General features: G+C 72.2%; 17 protein-coding genes. 7 read left to right on the plus strand and 10 right to left on the minus strand.

Translation table 11 applies throughout. The features are described from left to right. Positions 1–40: 40 nt before the first annotated feature. From AB0M83_RS39760 to AB0M83_RS39775, 4 genes are read right to left on the minus strand one after another with little or no spacing between them, the layout of a single operon-like run. Positions 41–844 carry a xanthine dehydrogenase family protein subunit M gene (locus AB0M83_RS39760; protein WP_364525540.1) on the minus strand — a complete coding sequence of 268 codons (804 nt, stop codon included), beginning with the start codon at positions 842–844 and terminating at the stop codon, positions 41–43. After that, positions 841–1,311 (minus strand): (2Fe-2S)-binding protein, encoded by a 471-nt coding sequence (locus AB0M83_RS39765; protein ID WP_364525542.1) that lies wholly within the window; start codon positions 1,309–1,311, stop codon positions 841–843. Before AB0M83_RS39765 ends, AB0M83_RS39760 begins: the two co-directional genes overlap by 4 nt. Beyond that, entirely contained in the window at positions 1,308–3,569 is a 2,262-nt protein-coding gene (locus AB0M83_RS39770; RefSeq protein WP_364525544.1) for a xanthine dehydrogenase family protein molybdopterin-binding subunit, read from the minus strand. The genes AB0M83_RS39765 and AB0M83_RS39770 overlap by 4 nt, the downstream gene beginning before the upstream one ends. A gap of 43 nt (positions 3,570–3,612) precedes the next feature. Next, positions 3,613–4,365 carry a sulfite exporter TauE/SafE family protein gene (locus tag AB0M83_RS39775; protein ID WP_364525546.1) on the minus strand — a complete coding sequence of 251 codons (753 nt, stop codon included), beginning with the start codon at positions 4,363–4,365 and terminating at the stop codon, positions 3,613–3,615. Between the two features lie 194 nt (positions 4,366–4,559). Between AB0M83_RS39775 and AB0M83_RS39780 the strand changes: the two genes are divergently transcribed. Beyond that, a complete protein-coding gene (locus AB0M83_RS39780) occupies positions 4,560–7,616 on the plus strand; it encodes a discoidin domain-containing protein (RefSeq protein ID WP_364525548.1) in 3,057 nt (1,018 codons plus the stop codon). Positions 7,617–7,692: 76 nt separating this feature from the next. Beyond that, positions 7,693–8,739 (plus strand): LacI family DNA-binding transcriptional regulator, encoded by a 1,047-nt coding sequence (locus tag AB0M83_RS39785; RefSeq protein ID WP_364525550.1) that lies wholly within the window; start codon positions 7,693–7,695, stop codon positions 8,737–8,739. Between the two features lie 66 nt (positions 8,740–8,805). Here the strand turns inward: AB0M83_RS39785 and AB0M83_RS39790 are convergent, their stop codons facing one another. Then, positions 8,806–10,512, minus strand: a complete 1,707-nt coding sequence (locus AB0M83_RS39790) for a discoidin domain-containing protein (protein WP_364525552.1) — start codon at positions 10,510–10,512, stop codon at positions 8,806–8,808. A 501-nt stretch (positions 10,513–11,013) separates the two neighbouring features. Between AB0M83_RS39790 and AB0M83_RS39795 the strand changes: the two genes are divergently transcribed. Then, on the plus strand, positions 11,014–13,227 hold the full coding sequence (locus AB0M83_RS39795; RefSeq protein ID WP_364525554.1) for a discoidin domain-containing protein: 2,214 nt from the start codon (positions 11,014–11,016) through the stop codon (positions 13,225–13,227). Here AB0M83_RS39795 and AB0M83_RS39800 read toward each other — a convergent pair. Both AB0M83_RS39800 and AB0M83_RS39805 read right to left on the minus strand, forming a co-directional pair. Further along, positions 13,218–14,723: an FAD-dependent monooxygenase gene (locus tag AB0M83_RS39800; protein ID WP_364525556.1), complete on the minus strand. Its 1,506-nt coding sequence runs from the start codon at positions 14,721–14,723 to the stop codon at positions 13,218–13,220. The genes AB0M83_RS39795 and AB0M83_RS39800 overlap by 10 nt on opposite strands. Then, a complete protein-coding gene (locus AB0M83_RS39805) occupies positions 14,720–15,682 on the minus strand; it encodes an MBL fold metallo-hydrolase (protein WP_364525558.1) in 963 nt (320 codons plus the stop codon). Before AB0M83_RS39805 ends, AB0M83_RS39800 begins: the two co-directional genes overlap by 4 nt. A gap of 98 nt (positions 15,683–15,780) precedes the next feature. Between AB0M83_RS39805 and AB0M83_RS39810 the strand changes: the two genes are divergently transcribed. Further along, a complete protein-coding gene (locus AB0M83_RS39810; RefSeq protein ID WP_364525560.1) occupies positions 15,781–16,314 on the plus strand; it encodes a MarR family transcriptional regulator in 534 nt (177 codons plus the stop codon). On the opposite strand, the gene ribA is transcribed toward AB0M83_RS39810, so the two are convergent. Then, the gene (gene ribA, locus AB0M83_RS39815) at positions 16,311–16,916 is read right to left on the minus strand and encodes a GTP cyclohydrolase II (RefSeq protein WP_364525562.1); all 606 of its coding nucleotides are present in this window, start codon (positions 16,914–16,916) and stop codon (positions 16,311–16,313) included. The two genes, AB0M83_RS39810 and ribA, sit on opposite strands and share 4 nt — an antisense overlap. Positions 16,917–17,085: 169 nt before the next feature. Between ribA and AB0M83_RS39820 the strand changes: the two genes are divergently transcribed. Then, positions 17,086–17,718 (plus strand): LysE family translocator, encoded by a 633-nt coding sequence (locus tag AB0M83_RS39820; protein ID WP_364525564.1) that lies wholly within the window; start codon positions 17,086–17,088, stop codon positions 17,716–17,718. 30 nt (positions 17,719–17,748) lie between these two features. Here AB0M83_RS39820 and AB0M83_RS39825 read toward each other — a convergent pair whose 3' ends face one another. Further along, the gene (locus AB0M83_RS39825) at positions 17,749–18,807 is read right to left on the minus strand and encodes a cobalamin-independent methionine synthase II family protein (RefSeq protein ID WP_364525566.1); all 1,059 of its coding nucleotides are present in this window, start codon (positions 18,805–18,807) and stop codon (positions 17,749–17,751) included. A gap of 230 nt (positions 18,808–19,037) precedes the next feature. On the opposite strand from AB0M83_RS39825, the gene AB0M83_RS39830 reads away from it, so the two are divergent. Together AB0M83_RS39830 and AB0M83_RS39835 are read left to right on the plus strand one after the other, a co-directional pair. Then, positions 19,038–19,301, plus strand: a complete 264-nt coding sequence (locus AB0M83_RS39830; protein ID WP_364525568.1) for a DUF3040 domain-containing protein — start codon at positions 19,038–19,040, stop codon at positions 19,299–19,301. A gap of 22 nt (positions 19,302–19,323) precedes the next feature. Further along, positions 19,324–20,349, plus strand: coding sequence for a DNA polymerase IV (locus tag AB0M83_RS39835; RefSeq protein WP_364525570.1), 1,026 nt, complete (start codon positions 19,324–19,326; stop codon positions 20,347–20,349). On the opposite strand, the gene AB0M83_RS39840 is transcribed toward AB0M83_RS39835, so the two are convergent. Continuing rightward, a complete protein-coding gene (locus tag AB0M83_RS39840; protein ID WP_364525572.1) occupies positions 20,346–21,005 on the minus strand; it encodes a TetR/AcrR family transcriptional regulator in 660 nt (219 codons plus the stop codon). The two genes, AB0M83_RS39835 and AB0M83_RS39840, sit on opposite strands and share 4 nt — an antisense overlap. Between the last annotated feature and the right edge of the window lie 36 nt (positions 21,006–21,041).

Raw genomic sequence — 21,041 nt, forward strand, 5'->3', positions numbered from 1 at the left:
CACCGGCGCCACCACGGGCGCCGGTGATCGCGACAAGGGCTCAGCGGGTCAGCGCCCGCCGGGTGAGGACCCGCGCCAAATGACGGCGGTACTCGGCCGTCGCGTGGGGCTCGTCCGGTGGGGATGTCCCCTCGGCCGCCAACTCGGCCGCGTCGGCAGCAGACGCCCCCGCGGCCAGTGCCGCTTCGGTCGCCGACGCCCGCAGCGGGACTCCGCCCATGTTCACCAGGCCGACGCGGCCGCCGGCGACGGCCACCCCCACCATCGCCCAGTCGATCGCGCGGCGGGTGAACTTCTGGAACGCCCAGTCCTGGCCGGTCTGCGCCGACAGGCGGATCTCCGTCAGCAGCTCGTCCGGCTCCAGCGGCGTCGTGAACGGGCCGAGGAAGAACTCCGCCGCCGGGATCCGCCGCTCCCCCGCCGGGCCGCGCGCCACCAGCACCGCGTCCGACGCCAGCACCGCCGCGGGCAGGTCCGCCGCGGAGTCCGCGTGCACCAGCGAACCGCCGATCGTGCCGCGGTGGCGGACCTGGCGGTCGCCGACCTCACCGGAGACGTGGGCCAGCAGCGGCGCGTGCTGCCGCAGCACGGGATCCCGCACGAGATCGCTGTACCGCGACAACGCGCCGATCACGACCTCGTCGCCTTCGAGCCGGACGTAGCGGAGCTCGTCGACCGGCCCGATGTCGATCAGGTACTCCGGCGCCGCCAGCCGCAGCTTCATCAGCGGCAGCAGGGAATGCCCGCCGGCGAGGACCTTCGCCTCGTCGCCCAGCGACGCGAGCCGGGCCAGTGCCTCGTCCACTGTGGACACGCGCTCGTAGCGGAACTCGGCGGGGATCACTCGCCCACCTCCTGTCCCGAAGCGTCGATCACGGCGCTCACGATGTTGTGGTACCCGGTGCAGCGGCAGAGGTTCCCCTCGAGGCCGGCCCGCACCTCGTCGCGGGACGGCTTCGGGTTGTCGGCCAGCAGCGAGACCGACGCCATGATCATCCCCGGTGTGCAGAACCCGCACTGCAGGCCGTGCTGCTCGCGGAACGCCCGCTGCACGGGGTGCAGCTCACCGTCCGAAGAGGACAGCCCCTCGACGGTCGTGACGGCGTGGCCGTCGGCCTGCGCGGCCAGCACCGTGCAGGACTTGACCGACTCGCCGTCGAGCAGCACCGTGCAGGCGCCGCAGGACGTCGTGTCGCAGCCGATGTTCGTGCCGGTCAGCCCGGCGGTGTCGCGCAGGAAGTGCACCAGCAGCGTCCGGTCCGGCACCTCCTCGGCCACCGGCCGCCCGTTGACCTCGATCGAAACCTTCACTGCTCGTTCTCCTTGCCGGCTGCTTCCAGTGCGGTCCAGACCCGGATCGGGGTCGTGGGCATGTCCAGGTGCTTGACGCCGCGCTCGCTCAGCGCGTCCACCACCGCGTTGTGCACGGCAGGCGTCGAGCCGATCGTCGCCGCTTCCCCGATCCCCTTGACGCCCAGCAGGTTCCGGTCGGTCGGGGTGGCCATGTCGACCAGCTCGAAGTCCGGCAGCTCGACGGCCGTGATGAACGAGTAGTCCGCCAGTGTCGCGGTGGTCGGGTTGCCGTCTTCGTCGTAGGTGACGACTTCCATCAGCGCCTGCGCCGCGCCCTGCCCGAGCCCGCCGTGGCGCTGCCCGCGGAAGGTGAGCGGGTTGACGATCGGGCCGGCGTCGTCGACGGCGACGATCCGCCGCAAGTCGACCTTGCCGGTCTCGGTGTCGACCTCGACCACGGCGAGGTGCGCGCCGAACGGGAACGTCGGCTTGCCGCCGCCGAACCAGACGTCGGCCGAGAGCTTGCCTTCGGCGGCCGAGGCCACCTGCGCCCAGCTCAGCACGGAGCTCGACGGCGCGCCGCGGACCTGCCAGACGCCGCGCTCGGCGTCCAGCTCGAGGTCGTCCGGCGCCGCTTCCAGCAGGTCGGCGGCCAGGTCTCGGGCCTGCGCGATCACCTCGTCGGCCGCCTGCCGGATCGCCGAGCCGCCCAGCTGCAGCGACCGGGAGCCGAACGTGCCGACGGCCTTGGGCACCTCGTCGGTGTCGCCGTGGCGGACGGTGATCTTCTCCAGCGGCACGCCGAGCTGGTCGGACAGCAGCATCGCCAGCGACGTGCCGAGCCCCTGGCCGTGCGGCGAGCTGCCGGTCCACGCGACGACCGAGCCGTCCGGGTGGATGTCGACGCGGCCGCTCTCCCCGCCCGAGTCGCCGCCGGTGATCTCGACGTAGGCCGCGATCCCGAGGCCGAGCTCGATCGGGTCGCCGGCCTCGCGCCGCCGCTTCTGTTCGGCGCGCAGTTCGGCGTAGCCGGCGGTTTCGAGCGCCTTGTCCAGGGCCGCCGCGTACTCGCCCGTGTCGTAGGACGCGCCCGTCGGCGTCTGGTACGGGAACTCCTCGGGCCGGATGAAGTTGACCCGGCGGACCTCGGCCGGGTCCAGGCCGAGCTCGCCGGCGAAGCGGTCCATCGCCCGCTCGAGCGCGGCCGTCGCCTCCGGGCGGCCCGCGCCGCGGTAGGCCGCGATCGGCGTCGTGTTCGTGACGACCCCGCGGCTGCGCGTCTCGACCTTCGGGAACCGGTACACGCCGACCGCCATGAGCTCCGTCAGCGTCGGCAGGAACAACGTCCGCGGGTACGCGCCGGCGTCCTGGATGACGTCGAGGCGGTACGCGAGGACGGTGCCGTCGCGCTTGCCGCCGATGGTCACGGTGTTCTGCTGCGCGCGGCCGTGCGTCATCGAGGTGAGGTTCTCGCTGCGCGACTCGACCCAGCGGACCGGCCGGCCGATCTCCTTCGCGGCCCAGCCGAGGACGGTCGCTTCGGGGTCCGCGCCGATCTTCGCGCCGAACCCGCCGCCGACGTCCGGCGCGATGACGCGCACCTTGTCCTCGCCGACGCCGAGGCTCATGGCCAGCTGCGTGCGGGCGATCTGGGCGTTCTGCGTGGAAAGCCAGACCGTCAGCCTGCCGTCTTCGCCCCACGCGCAGGACGCGCCCCGGACTTCCAGCGGCGCGGGTGCGACGCGCTGGTTGACGATGGTCGTCGTGACGACCACGTCGCAGTCCGCGAAGATGCCGTCGTCGAACTCCTTCGTGCCGTTGACCTGCATGACGTTGCTGCCGGTCTCGGGGTACAGCAGCGTCTCGTCCGCCAGCGCCGCGTCGATGCTCGCGACGGCGCCGAGCGGGTCGTAGTCGATGTCGACCAGCTCGGCCGCGTCGGCCAGCTGGTAGCGCTCCTCCGTGAGGACGAGCGCGACGGGCTCGCCGACGTAGCGCACCACCTCGCCCGCCAGCCACGGCTCCTTCACCGGCCCCGCGTCGTGCGGGTCGAGGCCGAGGTCGGCGGCGGTGAACACGCCGAGCACCCCCGGCGCCGCCTTCGCCTCGCTGACATCGATGCTTTCGATCCGCGCGTGCGCGACAGGACTGCGCACGAACACCGCATGCGCGGCTCCGGAAAGCGCTTCCTCCCGCAGATCGTCCACGTAGGTGCCGCCCGCGGTGATCAGGTTCTGATCCTCCTGGCGGACCACCCGGGTCCCGACAATGCTCATCTGGTCTCCTGCTCGCCGATACCCCGCCGATCATGCCCTTTTTTCAGGAGAACGCCAGCATCACGGCCAAGCCGAGGCCGGCGATGCCGATCCCGATGCGCAACGGCGTCGCAGGCAGGTGGCGCACGAGCGTCGCGCCCAGCCACCCGCCGCCGAGGGAGCCGAGGCAGACGGCGAGGGCGGCCAGCCAAACGACCTTGCCGGTGACGGCGAAGACGATCGCGGCGAGCAGGTTCGCCGAGCCGGTGACCAGGTTCTTCGCAGCGTTCGTCCGGGCGAGCGGCTGGGTCCAGACCGAAACGAGCAACGCGAGCATGAGCACGCCCGCGGCCGCGCCGAAGTAGCCGCCGTAGATGCCGATGCAGAAGGCCGCGACGCCGGTGGCCGGGCGCAGGCCGTGGTGCTCGGCGCCTTCCGCCAGCCGGCGCAGCCGCGGCCCGGCCATGAGGACGATCGAGGCCCCGCCGATCAGCCACGGGACGATCGCGGTGAACGCGTCGGACGGGGTCAGGAGCAGGATCAGCCCGCCGCACGCGCCGCCGACCGTGGTGATGACGCAGAGCGGGACGATCTGCCGCCGTTGGCCGGCGAGCTCCGGCCGCGCGCCGGCGGCGCCTCCGGCGGTGGTGCCGAGCATGGCGACGGTGTTGGTGATGTTGGCGGTGACGGGCGGGAGGCCCGCGGCGAGGAGGGCGGGGTACGAGACGAGCGAGGCCAGCCCGGCGATGGACCCGGTCAGCCCGGCCCCCACGCCGGCCAGGACGAGCAGGAGGAAGACGCCGGGGTCGGTGATCACGTTGTCATCTCAACACGGCGGGGACGCCCGGCCCCGGTGAGATTGCTCCCACGAGCCCTGGTGGTATAGGCCGTTATACGAATTACCCTAACCTTGTCCGAAAGCGGACGGGATCAGCCATCGGGCTTGCCTCGCCACGGGAAGCCGTCACAGAATCCGCGCTGACAAGGTTGTCATCGAGCGGAGAGCTGACCATGGGTGAGTTGAACCGGCGGAAAGCCCTCCTGGGCGCGGGCGGCGTCGCGGCCTTCCTGGCCTCGGGACTGCTGCCGGGGGTGGCGGCGGCAGCGGGGACGGCGAGCGGCCGGGCACCCGGCGGACCGCCGGACCCGGTGGCCGCCACCTACCTGCGCGTCCTGCTCCGGCACACCCGCTGGGCCGAGCAGCAGTTCGACGCCGCGGCCGGGATCTACCCCGCGAAGGACTTCACCTTCGCCGTCGTCCTCGGCAACGCGCTCCTCCTCACCCGCCCCGGCTACGACGAAACCGCGGCCGGCGTCAGCGAAGCGACCCTCAAGGCCCACACCCTCGCCACCATCGAGCACTTCGCCGCGTCGAACCTGCTCACCGGCGGCACCGAATGGGGCCGGAAGCTGTTCTTCGACACCACCTTCCAGTCGTACTTCGTGCTCGCCGCCCGTCTCCTGTGGACGGACCTCGACGACGCCACCAGGGCGAACGTCGAGCGCATCACGACCGAACAGGCTGCCTACACGACCGCCCTCGGCGACCGGGACGACCCCACGTCCGGCAGCTGGACGCCGAACGGCCGGAAGGGCGGCTTCGTCGGCGACACCAAGCTCGAAGAGATGGGTGTCTACGCGCAGTCGCTCGCCCCCGCGCTCGCGTGGGCGCCGAAGGACGCACGGGCTCAGGCGTGGCGGGACGCCTTCGGCACCTGGAGCCGCAACGAAGGCGGGCTGCCGGCCGCCGACCTGGCGAACCCGCGGCTCGTCGACGGCGTCCCCGTCTCCGCCAACACCGCCACGAACCTCTACGACACCTTCCTCGTGGAGAACCACGGCTCGTTCGGCCCGCACTACCAGGAAGAACTGTGGCGCACCTCGGGCCGCAACGCGATGCACTTCCTCGCGGCCGGCACGCCGCTGCCCGAAGTCCTCACCGCCCAGCCGAACGGCGAGCTCCTCTGGCGCACCATGCTGCTGATGACCAGCGACGCCGGCGAGCCGCTGATGCCGATGGTCGCCGACCGCGAACACCTCTACGGCCGGGACGTCATCCCGCTCGCCTTCCGCGCCCAGGTGCTCGGCGACCGCCACGCCGCCCGCGCCGAAGCCGACCTCGCCGCGCGCCTCGAGCCCTACCAGGCCTACGCGCCCGCCGACCGGATCACGAAGTTCTCCGGCGAACCGAAGTACGAGCCGGAGGCCCGCGCCGAACTGGCCATCAGCTACCTGCTCCACGAGTGGCGCGCCCAGCATCAAGGCCCCCTCGCGCCGGCGACCAAGGACGAGTTCGACACGCACGCCGCCGGGGTCGCCGACTTCGGGGCCGGGCCCGGCCTGCTGGCCCACCGCTCCCCCGCCGCCTGGGCGGCGACGGTGACCAAGCCCGGCTTCGTGAAGTTCGCTTGGCAGCCGCACCACGACGACTGGCTGTTCGTGCTCGGCGGCGCCAACCCGATGCTGCTCCCCGCCACGAACGTCGCGGTCAGGGAACGCCACGCCACGACCTACGAGAAGGTTCGCGACGGCTTCGACGGCACGATCGGCGTCCTGCGCTTCGACGCCGGGTACGCCGCGCTCGCCACCCTTCCCACCGGGGCCGCCGTGTACGCCAGCACCGGCGTCGCCGAGAGCGAAGGCGTCCTGAACGTCTACAACCTCACCATGCCGGGCGTCCCGGGCCTCGACGGCGACCGCACCTACACCGCCGCCGAAGGCAAGGTCACGCTCAAAGCGCAGGCCGCACCGACCGGGGCCCGCACCGACGACCTGACCTTCGCCTCGGTCACCGCCCGGTACGTCCGGATGCTCGGCGTCCAGCCGGACCCGACGTACGGCTATTCCCTCTGGGCCCTGGAAGTCCGCGACGGCGACGGCCCGGACCTCGCGCGAGCGGGCACCGCGTCGGCGTCCTCGGCAAGCTCCGGCAAAGAAGCCAGGTACGCGAACGACGGCAACCCCGCCACGCGCTGGGCAGTGTCCACATCGGACCGGCCACGGGCGGACAGCTGGCTCGCGATCGACCTCGGCACCCCGCGGGTCATCGACCGGGTCCGGCTGAGCTGGGAAGCGGCCGCCGGGCGCAAGTACCGCGTCGAGACCTCGCCCGACGGCGCGACCTGGACGGCCGTGGCGACCTACCCGGTGCCCGCGCTGCGCAGCACGAAGGGCTGGCTGGACGTCGACGGCCGGGCCGGGATCGTCGTCGACGGCCCGAACCCGGTGACGGTCACCGGCGACCGCGTCACCCTCTCCGACGGCCCCGCCGCACCCCTGGTCGCGGAGCTGTACCCGGACCCGGCGAACGCGCCGAAGCTCGCCGGGCGCCCCCGCACCACCACCGGCACGCCGGCGGTCCGCGCGACCGTCACCGACGGCTTCCTCGTGCTGGTCAACCTTTCCGGCGCCGCGGCGAGCGGCACGGCGACCCTCCCCCAGGACGGCGGCGCGTACCGGCTGTACCGCGGCGAGCAGACCGTCACCCGGACCGGCACCGAAGTGTCCTACGCCCTGGCCGCGGCGGAAGGCCGCATCGAACCGCCGCGGTTCACCGTCCGGGGCCCGGCCGGGCTCAAGGCGGTCGTGCGCGACGCGAGCCGGGTCGACCTCACCGCACCGGGGTCCCTCCCGGTGGTCGTCACGGTGACGCCGGAGGGCGGCCGGCCGCGGCCGGTGGTGCTGCCGCCGCGCCGGAGCGTCCCGGTCGTGTTCGGTGACGTCCGCCCGTACCCCCTGGCCGACCTCGCCCTCGGCCGGACCACCTTCCCCGCGGCACCCCTGCCGCCCGGGATGTCGAGCCCCGCGGCGGCCGTCGACGACGACCCGGCGACGGCGTGGCGGCCCGGCCCGAACGGCCGGCTGGTCGTCGATCTCGGGGCGGTGGCGGCGGTTTCCGCGGTCGAACTGGCCTGGACACCCGGCCGTCGGCCGTCGGCGAGCATCGAAACCAGCACCGACGGCGTCACGTACCGGACGGCGGGCACCGGCCCGGCCCGCTACGTGGCGGTCCGGACGGGCTGGCGGGACGGCGACGCGAGCCTCGTGCGGATTTCCGTCCGCACTTGATCGATCTCGCACCGCTCGCGGCGGGCCCCGGGGCGAGTACCTTGGCACCACAGGTCACGCCTGCCCGGGAGGACGGATGCGCGTCACGATCGCCGAGGTCGCCCGCCGCGCCCGGGTGAGCAAGACGACCGTGTCGAGGGTGCTCAACAACAAGGCCGATGTGGACGCGGCGACCGCGATCCGGGTGCGCGAGGTGATCGCGGCGACCGGGTACATCCCGAGCGCCGGCGCGGTCGGGCTCGCGCGGGGCGTGACCCGCACGGTCGGGATGCTGGTGCCCGGGCTGACCTGGCCGTGGATGGGCGAGGTGCTCCAAGGCGTCGCCGACGTCGTGGAGGCCAAGGGCTACGGGCTGCTGCTGTCCACGGCCAACCGCGGCGCGGACTCCCTCGGGGAGTTCTCCCGGCAGGTGTCGGCGAAGGCGTTCGACGGGCTGCTGCTCGTCGAACCGCCCGACGCCGTGCGGCACCTGCGCGTGCTGCACGACTCCGGGCTGCCGGTGGTGGTGATCGACGACCGCGGGCGCCGGCCCGCGTTCCCGTCGGTGGGCACCGACAACCGGCAGGGTGGCGCGGCCGCGGCCCGGCACCTGCTCGAAACCGGCCGCACGCGGCTCGCCACCGTGACCGGTCCGCGCGACTTCGGCTGCACGACCGACCGGCTCAACGGCTTCCGCGACGTGATCCGCGAAGCCGGGCTCGCCCTGGACCCGAATCTGGTCATCGAAGGCGATTTCACGAGTGAAAGCGGCGAGGCGGCGATCCTGCAGCTCCTCGCCACCGGCCCGCGGTTCGACGCCGTCTTCGCGCACAACGACCTCACCGCGGCCGGGGTGCTGGCCGGGCTGCGGAAGGCCGGGCGGGCGGTGCCGGCGGACGTCGCCGTGGTCGGTTTCGACGACATCCCCCTGGCCGCGCACACCCAGCCCGCGTTGACGACGATCCGCCAGCCCCTGCGGCAGATGGGCGAGACGGCGGCCCGGCAGCTGCTCGCCCAGCTGGGTGGGGCACCCCAGCCGGACGAGCCGCTGATCGTCCCGACCTCCCTGGTGATCCGGGAGTCGACTCAGGAGACGGTCAGCGCCGCCGAAAGCGGGACGTTGCACGAGGAATCGCCGAGGTAGACGCGGTACTGGCCCGCGTTCGCCGTCCACGACCCGGTCCCGTGCGCGAGGTCCGGGACCCGGCCCTTACTGGTAGACCCGCACGTAGTCGACGACCATGTCCTGCGGGAGCACGGTCCCCGCTCCCGGCGGACCGGGGAAGTCGCCGCCGATGGCGTTGTTGAGGATCAGGAAGAACGGGTGGTCGTAGACCCACGGCCCGCGCGTGCTCTCGACGGTGTCGCGGTTGATCGTCTCGAACGCGTTGCCGTCCACGGAAAAGGTCATGTGCGACGCGTCCCAGTCGAGACCGAACTTGTGGAAGCCGGCGGAGACGTCCTGGCCGAGGTCCAGGGGCGCGCCGATGCCGCCGGCGCCGTTGTAGGCCGGGGCGTGAATGGTCGAGTAGGCCAGGTTCGGCGACTTCCCGACGTGCTCCATGATGTCGATCTCACCGCAGTTCGGCCACGGCGTGCCGCTGAAGAAGTTCGCGCCCAGCAGCCAGAACGCGGGCCACAGCCCCTGCGTGCCGGACACCTTGATGTTCGCCTCGACGTGGCCGTAGGTGAAGCTGAACTTGCCCGCGGTGTTGATCCGGCCCGAGGTGTACTGGCACGTCGTGCTGCCGCTGATCGGGTCCGGCGGGCAGGCGCTGCCCGGGGTGGCTTCGCGGCGGAGCTGGATGACGAGGTTGCCGCGGCCGTCCTGCTTGGCGTTGTTGTTGTTCGTGTAGTACTCGAGCTCGTTGTTCACGCCCGGGCCGGTCTCGGCGGTCCACTTGCTCGCGTCCGGGCCGGCGCCCGAGGCGCCGTTGAACTCGTCGCTCCAGACCAGCGTGCCCGGGAAGTGCGGGGCCGGCGGCGCGGGTGGCGGAGTCGTCGGGTTGCCGCCGGTGCCGTAGACGTCGAAGCCCCACAGCGAGTAGCCGTAGCCGTTCGAACGCGCGGTGCCGTACATCCGGACGTACCGGCCGCTGCCGTTGACGGTCAGCGTCTCCTTGAAGCCCTTGCCGGTGGTGGTCGAGTAGAGCGATGTCCAGTTCGCGCCGTCGTTCGACACCTGGAGCTGGTACGCGACCGCGTAGGCCGGGTCCCACTGCAGGACGACCTGGTGCACGGCCGCGACCGCGCCGAGGTCGACCTGGATCCAGCCCGGGTCGACCCAGCCGGTGGTCGCGCTGGTCGCCCAGCGCGTGGCCGGGTCGTGGTCGAACGCCTTCGCCGGCAGGCAGCCGGGGCAGTTGCCGTCGTCCTGGTACGACGAGGCCGTGCCCGGCTTGCCGTAGGACAGCAGGACGTCCCCGGGCTGGGTCGTGCCGCCTCCGCCGTAGACCTGGAACTCCCACAGCGAGTAGCCGTACTGCGTGGCGCGCTGGGTGCCGGTCAGCCGGACGTACCGGCCGCTGCCGGTCACGTTCAGCGTCTGCGTGCCACCGGTGGCGGTGGTCGTCGAGTACAGCGACGTCCAGGTCGTGCCGTCGGCGGACGCCTGGATCGTGAAGGCCTTGGCGTAGGCGGCTTCCCAGTTCAGCACGACCTGCGACAGCTGCTGGCTGGAGCCGAGGTCGACCTGCAGCGTCTGCGGGTCGCTGAACGCGCTGGACCAGCGGGTGCCGGGGTCGCCGTCGACCGCGGCGGACGCGGGTGTTCCACCGTTTTCGGTCGAGGACGCCGTCACCGGACGGCCTTGGGAGAGCAGGGTGGGCGCGGCCTGGGCCACCGGTGCGGTGAGCAGGGCGGCCAGGGTCAGGGCGAGGACGGCGAGAACACCGGTCCTCGGCATGCGGCGTTGCATGGGCACCTCCACGGCGAACCGGCGCCGGGACGGCTTTGCCCCGGCGCGGATCGGCTCACGTGGTCCTCGGCGCGGGTGTGGGTCCCGCTCCTCGGCACGCTCTTACTTCAGGATATAAATAAAGAGTCGTAAAATGTCAACGACGCTGCGCCGGACGGTCGCGGACCACCGGCAGGACTGGTCCGGGAGAACGAATCCGGGCCGGAGCCTTGACTACGCCGACACGCGCGCTGTTAACTTCGAGCCGCCGGTCGGAACCGGTTCCGTGACCGCCACCCGGGATGGTTCCGCCGCGAAACGCACGTCTTCGGGCTGACCGGTTCGCGCCGTCGCACCCACTCGGCACCGCTCCACCGGCTCACGGTGCCGGGCGGGGGCCGCGGACGCGAACCCGCCGCACCACCCGACGCCGGCGCGAGCTGTGGGGCTCGCCCGGTCCGCCGCCGCCCGGCACCGCCGCGCGGCCCCTTCCGGACGTCCTCCCCCCGATCAGGCAGGCAGATGAGATCAACGACGTTCTCCCCGGTTCACCGCCTCCTCGTGCTCGCGACCACCCTCGTCACCGCGGTGACGACCGCCGCGGTCGTGGGTTCCGCACCGGCCCAGGCCGCCGCGTGCGGATCCACCAACCTCGCGCAGGGCCGCACCGCGACCGCGTCGTCGACCGAAAACGGCGGGACGCCCGCGTCCGCCGCCGTCGACGGCAACACCGGCACGCGCTGGGCCAGCGCGTTCAGCGACCCGCAGTGGCTGCAGGTCGACCTGGGTTCCGCGCAGCAGCTCTGCGACGTGGTCCTCACCTGGGAAGCCGCGTACGGGAAAGCGTTCTCCGTGCAGCTCTCGAGCAACGGCACGAGCTGGACCGACGCGTACACGACCACCACCGGCACCGGCGGCACGCAGACCGTGCCCGTCACCGGCACGGCCCGCTACCTGCGGGTCTACGGCACCCAGCGGGCCACCGGCTACGGCTACTCCCTCTGGGAGGTCGCCGTGCACGGCACCGGCGGCGGGACGACCATCCCGCCGACCGACCCGCGCAACCCGGACCTCGGGCCGAACGTGTCGGTGTTCGACCCGTCGACCCCGGCCGCGACGATCCAGAACCGGCTGACGCAGCTGGCGAACCAGCAGCACACCAACCAGTTCGGCTCCGAGCGCTACGCCGTGCTGTTCAAGCCCGGCACCTATGACGCCGACGTCAACCTCGGCTTCTACGAGCAGGTCGCGGGCCTCGGGCTGTCCCCCGACGACGTCAACCTCAACGGCCACGTCCGCGTCGAGGCGGACTGGCTGCAGCAGGGCGACAACCCGGCCAACAAGGGCAACGCGACGCAGAACTTCTGGCGCTCCGCCGAGAACCTCTCGGTGACCTTGCCGGCGGGCCAGGTCGAACGCTGGGCCGTCGCGCAGGCCGCGCCCTACCGCCGGATGCACCTCAAGGGCAGCCAGATCCAGCTGTGGAACGGTGGTGACGGCTGGGCCAGCGGTGGCCTGATCGCCGACAGCAAGATCGACGGTGTCGCCGTTTCCGGTTCGCAGCAGCAGTTCCTCACCCGCAACAGCGAGCTCGGCGGCTGGCAGGGCGGCGTGTGGAACATGGTGTTCGTCGGCTCGACCGGCACCCCGCCGGCGTCGTTCCCGAACCCGCCGGAGACGGTCGTCGGCCAGACGCCCGTGATCCGCGAGAAGCCGTTCCTCTACGTCGACGGTTCGGGCAGCTACAACGTGTTCGTCCCGGCGCTGCGGCAGAACTCGCAGGGCACCAGCTGGGGCCACGGCGCCCCGGCCGGGCAGTCGATCTCGCTCAGCGAGTTCTACGTCGCCAAGCCGTCCGACTCGGCCGCGACGCTCAACGCCGCACTGGCCGCGGGCAAGAACCTGCTGGTCACGCCGGGCGTGTACCACCTCGACCAGGCGCTGAACGTCACGCGCCCGGACACCGTGGTGCTCGGCCTCGGGCTGGCGACGCTGCAGCCCACCAACGGCACCGCGGCGATCACGACGTCCGATGTGGACGGCGTCAAGATCGCCGGACTGCTGATCGACGCGGGCGCGGTCAACTCGCCGGTGCTGGTGCAGGTCGGGCAGCCGGGGTCGAACGCCAACCACGCGGCCGACCCGACGTCGCTGCACGACGTGTTCTTCCGGATCGGCGGTGCGGCCGTCGGGAAGGCCACGCAGACGCTGGTGGTCAACTCGAACAACGTCATCGGCGACCACATGTGGCTGTGGCGCGGCGACCACTCGAACGGCGTCGGCTGGAACGTCAACACCGCGGCGAACGGCCTGGTGGTCAACGGCGCGAACGTGACGATGTACGGCCTGTTCGTCGAGCACTACCAGCAGTACGAGGTGCTGTGGAACGGCAACGGCGGGCGGACGTACTTCTTCCAGAACGAGATGCCGTACGACCCGCCGGACCAGGGCTCGTGGTCCAGTGGCGGCGGCCGGCAGGGCTGGGCGGCGTACAAAGTCGCCGACTCGGTGACCAGCCACGAAGGGTGGGGCCTGGGCAGCTACTGCTTCTTCCAGACCAATCCGTCCATTGTGGCCGGTCACTCCTTCGAAGTGCCGAACAACGGCGGGGTCCGGTTCCACAACCTGGTCTCGGTGTCGCTCGGCGGCGTGGGCACGATCGCCCACGTCATCAACGACACGGGTGACCCGGCCAACACGGCCCACCAGGTGAGCCCGCTGAACAACTACCCCTGAGGAAAGCTCGTCGCGCGCCGGACGGCGGCAGTCACGTCGTCCGGCGCGGGACGGTCCAGCACAGCGGCGACGTACGCGTCCGGGCGGACCAGCCAGGCTTCGCCCGGACGCGCGCCGAGCGCTCCGCCCACCGGAATCTCCGCCGAGCGCATCCCCGCGGGGTCCACGCCTGGCGTCGTAAGGAGCAGGAAGCCTTCGCGGGCCAGGTCGCGCAACCGTCCACCCGGGACGGTCACGTCGGGGAGCAGGATCCCGGGGCCGGGCGGCGGCACCGCCCCGCGCGGCGGCCGGCCGGCGAACGGGCGCCGCGGATCGGGCGTGGTCAACGGCGAATCCGCGTACCAGAACGGTTCGGCCAGCCGGCCCGAGTCGACCTGCTCGCACGCGGCCGGGTCGTGCGCCGCGCGGGCGAGGACGTCCGAGCGGCGCCGGTGCCGCTCGGCGTCCTGGGGTACCAGGAAGTCCATCGTGGCCGTGGTGACGGCCGCGTTTTCCACCGCCGCCGCGTGCCGCTCGGCGTGGTAGCTCTCCAGCAGCTCGTCGCCCGCGTGGCCGCGCAGCGCCCACGCGAGCTTCCACGCCGCGTTCTCGGCGTCGGCGACGCCGGAGTTGAGTCCGCGCGCCCCGAACGGCGCGACCAGGTGTGCGCAGTCCCCCGCGAGCAGGACCCGCCCGACGCGCATCCGCTCGACCAGGCGGGTGTGGAACCGGTACACCGAGCGCCAGACGACCTCGTACGGCACCGGCCCGATGATCGCCCGGATCCGCGCGTCCAGCGCGCCGCCCGACTCCTCGGCCGCGAGGTCGTAGTTCTCCGGGACCTGCCAGTCGATGCGGAACTGCGAGCCCGGGCACGGGTGGATGAGCACCTGGCGGCCCGGGTTCCACGGCGGGTCGAAGTGGAACCGGCGCTCGGCCGCCCAGCCCGGCAGGTCGGCGCGGATGTCGCAGATCAGGAACAGGTCCCGGAAGGACACCCCGTCGAGGCGCTGCCCGAGCGCCCGCCGCACCGTGTCGCCCCGGGCACCGGCGCACGCGATCGCGTAGTCGGCTTCGATCCGGCGTGGCCCGTCCTTCGTCGCGCACTCGACCACGACGCGGCCCGGCTGGGTCACGCCGGTGACGCGGTGGCCGCGGCGGACGTCGATCAGCGGCTGCCGCGCGATCAAGCCGTCCAGGACCTCCTCGACGCGGGCCTGCGAGAGGTTGACGAACGGCGGCAGGGCCGAACCGCCGTCGGGCAGGTTCAGCGAGAACAGCTCGGCGTCGCGGTGGAACGTCCGCGCGGTCGTCCAGGTGAGGCCTTCCTCGGCGAGGCAGCCGGCGCCGAGCGACGCCCAGACGTCGAGCGTGTCCCGTTGCTGGCAGATGGCCTTGGACCCCACGGGGTCGCGCACCTCGTGCTCGTCGAGGAGCACCACGGGTACGCCCCAGCGCGCCAGCAGCAGCGCGGCCGTCTGGCCGACCGGGCCGCTGCCCAGGACGGCGACGCTCATCCTTGGAGCTGGTCCCAGACTTCGCGGTCGCGTTCGGCCGTCCACACCACCGGCCGCTCGACGCCGCCGAGTTCGTCCCACAACCTCGAGACGTCGAACGGCAGGCAGTGCTCGAAGATCGGCCACTGGCCGTACTGGCCGACGAGGGCCGCGTGGGTGCGCTCGAAGGCGTCCTTCAGCGTGCCGCCGGCGTCGCGGGCCGCGCCGACCTCGCGGATCATCGTGTCCAGGAAGTGCCGGGTTTGGGCGATCGCGGCCTCGACGGCTTCGCGGCCACGGCTCACGCCGCCGCGGCCGCCGATCAGCGTCTCGGCCCCGAAAGCACCGACGCGGTCCAAAGTGGACGACGCCCAGTCGCGGTGGAACGCGTCGCCGGTGTACAGCGCGGCTTCGGCTTCCACGAGGTCGCCGGCGTAGAGGATCCGCTGGCGCGGAAGCCAGGCCACGATGTCGCCTTCGGTGTGGCCGCGGCCGCAGTACTGCAGGACCAGGTCGCCGCGGTCCCCGCCGAGGTCGAGGGTGAGCCGGTCGGAGAAGGTCAGCGTCGGCCAGGTCAGGCCCGGCACCGAGTCGGCGCCCTTCGCCAGCCGCGGCATCCGGCCGAACTCGCTCGCCCAGTCTTCTTTGCCCCGCTCGGCGACCAGAGCCCGGGTGTTCTCGTGCGCGACGATCACGTCGGCGTCGAACGCCGACGCGCCCAGCACGCGCACCGCGTGGTAGTGGCTCAACACCAGGTAGCGCACCGGTTTGTCGGTGTGCTCCCGCAGTTTCGCGAGCCACTCGCGAGCCGCGACGGGGGTGGCCAGCGCCTCGAAGCAGACGAGGAAGTCCTCGCCCTCGATCGCGCCGATGTTCGGGTCGCCCTCGGCGGTCAACGCGTAGACGCCGTCCGCGAGGACTTCCAGGGTTTGCGCTTTCTCCGCCAGGTCGGCCGAAGAGGCGAAGGCTTTCTTCGTCACGGCGAGCGCTCCTTTGATCGTCAAAGGTTTGACTATCTCGCCGGTCACAGTAGCCCGCCGCACCGGAGCGCGGAACCCTTTCACCTAACCTGGGCCGCATGACCGACCGACCGGCCGAAGACCTGGATTACCTCTCGTTCGTCGACTACGCGATCGGGAAGACGAAGGCGGAGCTGCCGGACACCGACCCCGTCGCGATGCGCCTCGGCCTCACGCTGCACCGGCTGGCGGGTGCGCTGGTCTACGACTGGGAGTCGACGGTCCACCGGCCGCGCGGCCTGAGCTGGGGCGGGTTCCGGGTGCTGTTCGTGCTGTGGCTGGCCGGCCCGCTGGAGTCCCGCCACGCGGCGCGCCTGGCCGGGATGAGCCGCGCTGCGGTGTCGGCGCTGGTCAAGACGCTGGAGCGGGACGGGCTGGTGACGCGCACCCAGGTCCCGAGCGATCGCCGCGCGGTCCGGCTGGCCTTGACCGAAGCGGGGCACACGGCGGTGACGGACGCCTACCAGGCGCACAACGCGCGCGAGCAGGCGTGGGCGGCGTCGCTGACGCCGTCGGAGCAGACGGTCCTCATCGGACTGCTGGAGAAGCTCACCACGAGCCCGGCGGCCGCGGCGGCCCAGCGGCTGGCTTAGCTGGCCAATCCGGGCAGCGTGTGCCCGGTCTGCTCGGCTTTCGCGCGGAGGTACCGGACGTTGTTCTCGGTGGCGAAGACCCCGGTCGGAACCTGCTCGCGCACGCCGATCCCGGCCGTTTCGAGCTGCGCGACCTTGTCGGGGTTGTTCGACAACAGGTCCACTTTCGCGACACCCAAAGCTTCGAGCATCTGCGCGGCGACGGTGTAGTCACGGGCGTCTTCGGGCAGGCCGAGCGCGGCGTTGGCGGCGTAGGTGTCGAGGCCCTGGTCTTGCAGCGCGTACGCGTCGAGCTTGTTGTAGAGGCCGATCCCCCGGCCTTCCTGCCGCAGGTAGAGCAGGTAACCGCCGGCTTCCGAGATCCGTTCGACGGCTTCGGCCAGCTGAGGCCCGCAATCGCAGCGCGCGGACCCGAAGACGTCCCCGGTGAGGCATTCGGAGTGCGGCCGCACCAGCGGCACGTCCCCGGGGGTACCGAGGACGAGGGCGAGGTGCTCACCGCCGTCGTCGAGTCCCCGGAAGGTGACGGCCTCGGCATCGACCTCGACGCCGCCGTGCAGCCGCAGCGGGATCCGCACCCGCGTCCGCACCTCAGCCGTCATGCCTTCTCCCCTGGGATCGCCCACGTGATCGACCCTACCGGAAGTTCAAATTCGAACGATCGGCGTTGTGTGCCGGGTCATCGCCTGATCGAACACCGGGAGGCGCGCGGTTCTTCCCGGCGGCGGTTCGGCCGGAAAACCGGTGGCCCGCACGTCATATCCTCAGCGCATGATCCCAGGTGCCACCGCCGCGTCCTTCTTGCTGGTCGTCATCCTCGGCGCGATGTCGCCCGGGCCGGACTTCGTCGTCGTCACCCGGTCGTCGCTCGCCGGGGGCAAGCGGGCCGGGGTCGCCGCCGGGGCCGGGATCTCGCTCGGGGTCTTCGCCTGGGTCGTCGCCATCGCCTTCGGGGTGGCCGCCGTGCTCACCGCCTCGGCCGTCGCCTTCAGCGTCGTCAAGCTCGTCGGGGCGGCCTACCTCGTGTTCCTCGGGGTGAAGGCCTGGCTCGCCGTGCGCCGCGGCGACTACGGCGATCTCGGCGAAACCGGCGAACGAGCGGCCCTCAAGGCCGGCGCCGCCTTCCGGCAGGGGCTCTTCACCAACCTGCTCAACCCCAAGGTCGCCGTCTACTTCCTCGCCCTGCTGCCCCAGTTCCTCCCCACCGACGGCGCCACCCTGCAGACGCTCGAGCTGGCCGCCATCGCGACCCTCGGCACCGTCGTGTGGTTCGCGGCCCTCGCCCTCGTCGTCGGCGCGTTGAAGCGGTTCTTCAGCGATGGACGCGTCCGGCGGGGCCTCGACGCCGTGCTGGGCAGCGTGCTCGTCGCGCTCGGTTTGAAGGTCGCCGCCGAAACGGCCTGAGGGCCCGCCGGTGCGGGCCCTCAGGCAGCGTCACAGCTGGTCGGCCGCCAGGAGCGTTCCCTCGACGCGCGCCCGGATCTTCGCGAACGCGATGTCGCGCGAGGTCGACGTGTCGTCCGCGAACGGCGAGAACCCGCAGTCGTCGCACGTGCCGAGCCGGTCGGCCGGCAGGTACTTCGCCGCCGCGAGCACGCGGTCGCGGACCTCCTCCGGCGTCTCCACCCGCGGGTCGATCGGGTCGATCACCCCGACGAAGATCCGCTGGTCCGCGCCCAGGTTGTCCCGGATCACCTCCAGCGCCGCGGCCGGCTCGGCCTCGCTCGCCAGCTGGACGTAGAAGTTCCCGGCCTTCAGCTCGAACAGCGCCGGCAGCAGGCCCGCGTAGCCGACGTCGAGGCTGTGCACCGAGTCCTGGTCGCCGCCTGGGCAGGTGTGGACGCCGATCTTCGCGCGTTCCTCCGCCGTGAACCGGTCGAGGACCGCGTTGTTGAGGTCGACGAACTGCCGCAGCAACCCGCCGGACGGGTCGAGCTTCAACGACAGCCGCCCCTCGGTGAAGTCGATCTGCACGCTGTGCGCCCCCGCGTCGAGGCTGCGCCGGATGTCCGCCTCGGCCTCGTTGACCAGGTCGGCGACGAACTGCTCGCGCGAGTACCCGTCGATGCCGTCACCCGGGTAGATCAGCGAGAGCGCGGACGCGGCGATGACGGCCTGCTTGACCGGTTTGCCCGTGAGCGCCTTCGCCCGCGTCAGGTACTCGTCGGCGTGGGTCGCGTAGCGGAACGGGCCCGCGGTCAGCCGCGGCAGCTGCCGGGTGTGCCCGTCGGCGAACGGGATGACGACGCCGTCCGGCGCCAGCGCGCTCAGCCCCGCGAGCGGGTACGTCGCGAAACTGGGCTTGCCCTGCTCGCCATCGGAGACGACCGGCGACCCGGTCTCTTCGAACCGGCTGATCGTGTCGGCCAGCGCCCGGCTTGCCAGCTCGGCGAGCTCGGTGGCGTCGATCCGTCCGGCGGCGAACGCCCCGAGCCCCTCGATGAGGTACCCGGGACGCGGAATGCTGCCGATCGGTTCGGTGGGCAGGGTCATGGAGTCCTCCGCTGCTTGAAGGTCCAGACCGGCGTCGAACCGGCGCGAAGCCGGCCTGACCGGCCTCGTGTCAGGCGAACCTAACCCGCTCGCGGGCGATCACCGAGCGCGGATCACCCGGTCGGAGCAGCGAAAAGCACGAAATGAGAAGACGTTCGGCGGTTAACGAGGAGGACGATGGGGTATTCGCTACGGCGACACGGCGGGTTCGGCGCCGAAGGAGTACCCCGATGCTCAGTCACCACGATCGCACCGAGCTGGAGAAGATCGAGCGCACTCTCGAGCTCAGTGACCCCGACCTCGCCACCGCCCTGCGCGACGGGCGGCGCCCGAGGTCGCGCGCGCTCCGCAGCGCCCTGCTGATCGCCGTCGACGTCGTCGCGGTGACGTTGCTGGTCCTCGGGCTGGTCCTGCCCGATCCCGGCGTCACCCTCTGCGGGATCCTCGCCCTCACCGGCACCGTCTGGACACACGTGGCGCGCCACCGCCTCTGAACTTCTGAGGCACACTGGGCCCGTGAAATGGGTCCTGCACGTCGACCTCGACCAGTTCATCGCCGCGGTCGAGATCGCCCGCCGGCCGGAGCTGCGCGGGAAGCCCGTGGTCGTGGGCGGCAACGGCGACCCCACCGAACGCGCCGTCGTCGCGACCGCGTCCTACGAGGCCCGCGAGTTCGGGGTCCAGTCCGGCATGCCGCTGCGGATCGCCGCCAAGCGCTGCCCGGACGCCGTCTTCCTGCCCAGCGACCCGCCGGCCTACCTCGAGGTGTCCGAGCACGTGATGGCCGCGGTGCGCGAGCTCCCGGTCGTCGTGGAGGTGCTGGGCTGGGACGAAGCGTTCGTCGGGGCCGAGACGGATGACCCGGAAGCGCTGGCGGCCTCGATCAAGGAGGCCGTGGCGCGCGAGACCGGGCTGTCGTGCGCCGTCGGCATCGGCGACAACAAGCTGCGGGCCAAGCTCGCCACCGGCTTCGGCAAGCCGGGCGGGATCTTCCGGCTGACGCAGGAGAACTGGTGGGACGTGATGGCCGCGCGTCCCACCGACGCGCTGTGGGGCATCGGCGGCAAGACCACCAAGAAACTCGCCGAGCTGGGCATCCACACGGTTCTGGACCTGGCCGGCGCGGACGTCGCGGCGCTGGCCGCGCGGTTCGGCCCGAAGACCGGGCCGTGGCTGCGCCTGCTCGGCGGCGGGATCAGCGACGCGGAGGTGAGCGCGACGCCGTACGTGGCCCGCTCCCGCAGCCGCGAGACGACGTTCCAGCGCGACCTCACGGACCCGGCGGAGATGGCCGCGGAGGTGTCGGCGCTGGCCAAGCGCGTCGGGCAGGACGTCCTCGACGAAGGCCGCCCGGCGGCGCGGATCGCGGTGAAGGTGCGGTTCGTGCCGTTCCTGACCCACACGCACAGCATCACCCTGCCCGAACCGACGTCGGACGCCGCCGAGATCGACCGCGCGGCGCAGGAGGTGCTGGGGATGTTCGAGCTGACCCGCGCGGTGCGGCTGCTGGGCGTGCGGGCGGAGTTCTTGCGAGAGGACTAAAGCTCCTCCGGCAGCGGCAACGGCCGGTCCGGATCCAGGTTCACCCCGCCCGCCCGGAGCGTGTGGTCGAGCATCGCCCAGATCGTGCCGCTCAGCTGGGCGGTCAGCTGGTCGAGGGTGAGCGTGCCCGGGTGGTCGAGCCAGCGGGTCGTCGCCGACTCGACGTAGCCGACCAGGCCGAACGCGATCGTGTCCGCCGGGGCCGGGTCCAGGCCGAACGCCGTCAGGTAGCCGGTGAACAGGCGGCTGAGGTGGCGGGCGATCGTGCCCCGGACGTCGGTGCGGCCCTCCGGCGTGCCCGGCAGCGTGCGGACGAGGTACCGGTGCAGCTGGGCGTGCTCGGTCAGCCAGCGCAGGTGGGTGGAGATCGCCGCCGCGATCATCTCGGTCGGCGAACCCGACGGGTGCCAGAGCGGCTGGAGCTCGGCCGTCACCAGCTCGGCCGCCCGTTCGGCGATCGCCCGCTGGAGGTCGGCGGCGCCGTCGAAGTGCTTGTACAGGCGGGTGCGGGCGACGCCGGCGCGTTCGGCGATCTGCTCGGTCGAGACGTCCGGACCGTGCTCGGCGATCGCTTCCAAGGCCGCGTCGACGAACTCCGCGCGCCGCCGTTCCTGCTGGCCCGCCCAGCGCGCCGCCCGTCCGTCGACCTTGGTCACCCGGGAAGCCTACTCAAGCCCGGCGAGCCGGTGTAC

The organism is Amycolatopsis sp. NPDC051106 (assembly GCF_040682775.1).
In the GTDB taxonomy this organism is placed as follows: domain Bacteria; phylum Actinomycetota; class Actinomycetes; order Mycobacteriales; family Pseudonocardiaceae; genus Amycolatopsis.

Bases quoted from the DNA above. Each gene is read 5' to 3' on its own strand.
- AB0M83_RS39820 (WP_364525564.1), top strand. From the start codon at position 17,086: ATGATCCCAGGTGCCACCGCCGCGTCCTTCTTGCTGGTCGTCATCCTC.
- AB0M83_RS39795 (WP_364525554.1), top strand. From the start codon at position 11,014: ATGAGATCAACGACGTTCTCCCCGGTTCACCGCCTCCTCGTGCTCGCG.
- AB0M83_RS39810 (WP_364525560.1), top strand. From the start codon at position 15,781: ATGACCGACCGACCGGCCGAAGACCTGGATTACCTCTCGTTCGTCGAC.
- AB0M83_RS39790 (WP_364525552.1), bottom strand. From the start codon at position 10,512: ATGCAACGCCGCATGCCGAGGACCGGTGTTCTCGCCGTCCTCGCCCTG.
- AB0M83_RS39800 (WP_364525556.1), bottom strand. From the start codon at position 14,723: ATGAGCGTCGCCGTCCTGGGCAGCGGCCCGGTCGGCCAGACGGCCGCG.
- ribA (WP_364525562.1), bottom strand. From the start codon at position 16,916: ATGACGGCTGAGGTGCGGACGCGGGTGCGGATCCCGCTGCGGCTGCAC.
- AB0M83_RS39830 (WP_364525568.1), top strand. From the start codon at position 19,038: ATGCTCAGTCACCACGATCGCACCGAGCTGGAGAAGATCGAGCGCACT.
- AB0M83_RS39785 (WP_364525550.1), top strand. From the start codon at position 7,693: ATGCGCGTCACGATCGCCGAGGTCGCCCGCCGCGCCCGGGTGAGCAAG.
- AB0M83_RS39825 (WP_364525566.1), bottom strand. From the start codon at position 18,807: ATGACCCTGCCCACCGAACCGATCGGCAGCATTCCGCGTCCCGGGTAC.
- AB0M83_RS39770 (WP_364525544.1), bottom strand. From the start codon at position 3,569: ATGAGCATTGTCGGGACCCGGGTGGTCCGCCAGGAGGATCAGAACCTG.
- AB0M83_RS39780 (WP_364525548.1), top strand. From the start codon at position 4,560: ATGGGTGAGTTGAACCGGCGGAAAGCCCTCCTGGGCGCGGGCGGCGTC.